This is a genomic window from Polynucleobacter sp. 39-46-10, from assembly GCF_002282275.1.
The window spans coordinates 1-3,409 of the sequence record NZ_NCJB01000262.1 but is presented as its reverse complement, the minus strand read 5'-3'; the positions used below and the strand labels follow the sequence as shown (position 1 = coordinate 3,409).

General features: G+C 45.2%; 5 protein-coding genes. 1 reads left to right on the top strand and 4 read right to left on the bottom strand.

From position 1 onward, the window contains the following. Positions 1 to 1,431 (top strand): sel1 repeat family protein (locus B7X71_RS13990; RefSeq protein WP_293601061.1); only part of this gene is annotated, 1,431 nt, incomplete at its 5' end. On the opposite strand, the gene tatC is transcribed toward B7X71_RS13990, so the two are convergent. Genes tatC through B7X71_RS13970 form a run of 4 tightly spaced genes read right to left on the bottom strand, consistent with a single transcriptional unit; the run spans position 1,416 to position 3,354 of the window. Continuing rightward, entirely contained in the window at positions 1,416 to 2,213 is a 798-nt protein-coding gene (gene tatC, locus B7X71_RS13985) for a twin-arginine translocase subunit TatC (RefSeq protein WP_293601060.1), read from the bottom strand. The two genes, B7X71_RS13990 and tatC, sit on opposite strands and share 16 nt — an antisense overlap. 32 nt (positions 2,214 to 2,245) lie before the next feature. After that, positions 2,246 to 2,722: a Sec-independent protein translocase protein TatB gene (gene tatB, locus B7X71_RS13980; RefSeq protein WP_293601059.1), complete on the bottom strand. Its 477-nt coding sequence runs from the start codon at positions 2,720 to 2,722 to the stop codon at positions 2,246 to 2,248. 28 nt (positions 2,723 to 2,750) lie between these two features. Beyond that, positions 2,751 to 2,981: a Sec-independent protein translocase subunit TatA gene (gene tatA, locus B7X71_RS13975; RefSeq protein ID WP_293601058.1), complete on the bottom strand. Its 231-nt coding sequence runs from the start codon at positions 2,979 to 2,981 to the stop codon at positions 2,751 to 2,753. A 16-nt stretch (positions 2,982 to 2,997) separates the two neighbouring features. Then, a complete protein-coding gene (locus B7X71_RS13970) occupies positions 2,998 to 3,354 on the bottom strand; it encodes a histidine triad nucleotide-binding protein (RefSeq protein WP_293601057.1) in 357 nt (118 codons plus the stop codon). Between the last annotated feature and the right edge of the window lie 55 nt (positions 3,355 to 3,409).

The window sequence follows — 3,409 nt, the reverse complement described above, 5'->3', positions numbered from 1 at the left end:
GGTGACGTTTCTGCACAACAAAATTTGGCCTCCGCCTATCTTACGGGGGCCTTTAAAACCCCAATCCAGCCTGCTAATGCCTTGATTTGGCTAGAAAAATCGTATTTATTACTTCAAAATCAGTTACTTAGCACCACAAGCTCAGGTGATATTGAAATTACCCATCTTGAAGTAGCTTCACCGCAATTTTTGGAAATGTTTAAGCAGATTTCAGCGGTTCCGCTTGTTGCTACCCTGAACTCGCCAGCCTTCTCCTTTGGGTGGAAGTCATTTTGGAAGTTAGCGCAATCCAATATTTCTGCAAGTTACGCTGCGCAATGGCAGCTTGCAGAGTTACTGCTTGATCCCAATAAAAAAGATCTACAGACGGAAATAGCCAACTGGGTTTCTAAGCAGGATGGTGAGCGTGATTTTTTTGTGTTTCAAAAAACCGCAAAGGAATTTCTTCTTCAACTGGCAGAATCAGAAACACCATTTACTAATTCCGCCAAAGAACTACTTATCAAGCTGCAACCAAAAGATGAAGCACTCTCCTCTCTTTGGAATGCTTGGATTTTAGAAAAGAATGAAGCGGCATTAATACGGGCAGCAGAACTTGGTCTAACGATTGCAAAACTCACCTTGGGCTTACGTCTAGCCCAATTCAATGAAGTTGATTCTGATGCGAATGACTTGATTGGGGTGGGCAGCGGCAAATCGAATGCCTCACTGAAGAAAGCAGCCTATTGGTTAGAGCTTGCCGCAAAAGATGGTGATCGTGATGCCTGGTTTGCACTTGGGGAGATTTATCGTCGCCCCCAGTTTTCCGGATACAACGCCAGCGAAAGTGATCGGTGTTTTGATCGCGCTGCAGATTTGGGTCATCCGGTAGCTCAATTTAGAAGGGGCGCTAACCTGTGGCGTAAGCGCGAGAAAGTTGAAGAGAAGGTTCGAGGCCTCCAAGCCTCTTACTGGGTTTGGCAGGCACACCAACAAGGCGTACCTGAAGCAAAGGAATTGCTCGGAAAGATTTTAGAAAATGTCTCCGACCCTAGAAAGAATGATTGGCCTGAATTAGCCACTTGCGCTGAAAAGGCATTAAACCATCACGCTGAACACAAATTAGATGAGGAGTGGATTTTGCTCTGCCACCGACTCATCATCGCCAATCAATTTAATTTGAGTAAAGCCGAGTTACTGCTTTGCGAAGTTGGCCAACTACAGCATGAACATTGTGTCGTAGTCGATATTCGCCACGAATTGCCAAAGATATTACCTAGACTCATTCAAATTGATACTACCCAGCAACGCCGATCTTTACTTGCCGCAGGAAAAGTTTTTGCCAGCTGCGAATCCAACTTAGAGGGAAACCTCAGGCAAAGGCGCTATCGTTTTGATCGAGTAACGGAATGGCTTACCGCCACCTTCTCGCAAGATCAAGCAGTGGCTTGAGGATCTGGGTTTGCTGTTGTCCCAGCATCCTCGTCTGAAGGCTTAGGCATATAAAATCGTGCTATTAGGAGTCCGAGCTCATAAAGAAGGCTCATTGGCACAGCCAAAAGTAATTGAGACAACACATCTGGTGGCGTGACGATTGCTGAAATCACAAAAGCACCAACAATCACGTAAGGACGAATCTCTCTCAGCTTGGCTAACGGCACCATGCCCATGCGGACAAGAACCACGACAACCACAGGCACCTCAAAGGTAATACCAAAGGCCAAAAAGGTAGTCATTGCAAAGCTAAGGTAGTTATCAATGTCAGTCGACATCTCAGCGCCCAAAGGTGCGTTATAGCTAGCCATAAATTTAAATACCGTTGGAAATACCAAGAAGTAAGCAAATGCCATACCAAAAATAAATAAGGCATAGCTACTGACAACTAAAGGCACTATCAACTTACGCTCATGTTGATATAGTCCTGGTGCAATAAAAGCCCATAACTGGTACATCACTACCGGCAAGGCAATTAAGAATGCAACCAGCATGGTGACTTTCATGGGAACAAAGAATGAACCGGTCACATCTGTCACGATCATCTTGCCGCCGGCGGGCAATGCTTGAAGTAATGGTTGTGCGAACAAATGAAAAATATCAGGCGCCCAGTAAACCAGGCAAATAAAAACCACAATGATTGCTAGGGCCGACTTAATGATGCGATCACGCAACTCAAATAAATGAGACAGGAAGGATTCTTGTAAGCCCGAATCTTCTGTTGAATTATTTTGCGTCATTGATATGTGTATTTACTTTTCTTTGGGCTAATTTATTTGCCTGCAGTATGGTGGAAGCGTTTCATACGAGCAGCACCAGATTGCACGCGCGTGCGCATGCCAGTCGAACGCTTAAACCAAACGGGTCTTGCTGCACGTCTTACACCCCAACTCTTGCGACCCTGGCGTATCGATTTTTGCAGTACTTCTTTTTCGTCCAAAGGGGCTCGCATAAACATATTCGCACCAATATCAGCTTGGTCGCTTAAATTGGCTCCCGCCTCTTGAACAGTAGATTGAATCGAGCTCTCAACATCTTTAAAAGCGGAGACACTTTCTTCACGGAGTTTCTTAAACTCCTCAACATCCATCTGCCGGCTCACTTCGGATTTGACATCAGCCATATAGCGTTGAGCGCGCCCGAACAAATTACCTGCCATGCGGGCAATCTTAGGAAGGCGCTCTGGGCCGACTACCACCAATGCAACTACTGCAATGAGTGCAAGCTTTGAAACTCCGAGATCAATCATTGCAGCCGCGCATTATTTCTATCATCAATTATTTATTGATGTCTTTTGCCTGAACATCCACAGTTTTTTCTATTGATGTGGCAGCGCTCTGAATTTGCTCTTTTGGCTCTTCAGTGGCTTCAGGCGTTTTCATGCCATCTTTAAAACCTTTCACAGCACCACCTAAGTCAGTACCGATATTACGCAATTTTTTGGTACCAAATACCAACATCACGATTACCAAAACAATCAACCAATGCCAAATGCTAAATGAACCCATTTTTAATCTCCTCGGACTATTTTTTCCAGGGGCGCGGACCGCCCATCACATGCAAGTGCAAGTGATAAACCTCTTGCCCACCATCTGCACCATTGTTCACTACCAATCTAAAGCCGCCATCTTTTCCGGGACGGCAACCCTGCTCCTTGGCAAGACGCGGTGCTAATTCCATCATTCTACCTAGCAATGGCGCATCCACCACTTCTGCAGACTCCAACATGGGGATATGTTTTTTAGGAATCATCAAAAAATGAATAGGGGCGGCAGGATTAATATCTTTAAAGGCATAAATCTCGTCATCCTCGTATACCTTCTGCGATGGGATTTCGCCCTTGGAAATCTTACAAAATAGGCACTTTGGGTCGTGGGGCATCAATTACTCCTTGCTTACAGCTTTTCTGGCGGCTTTTTCTTCGATGCCTGAAGTA

Bases quoted from the DNA above. Each gene is read 5' to 3' on its own strand.
- tatC (WP_293601060.1), bottom strand. From the start codon at position 2,213: ATGACGCAAAATAATTCAACAGAAGATTCGGGCTTACAAGAATCCTTC.
- tatB (WP_293601059.1), bottom strand. From the start codon at position 2,722: ATGATTGATCTCGGAGTTTCAAAGCTTGCACTCATTGCAGTAGTTGCA.
- tatA (WP_293601058.1), bottom strand. From the start codon at position 2,981: ATGGGTTCATTTAGCATTTGGCATTGGTTGATTGTTTTGGTAATCGTG.
- B7X71_RS13970 (WP_293601057.1), bottom strand. From the start codon at position 3,354: ATGCCCCACGACCCAAAGTGCCTATTTTGTAAGATTTCCAAGGGCGAA.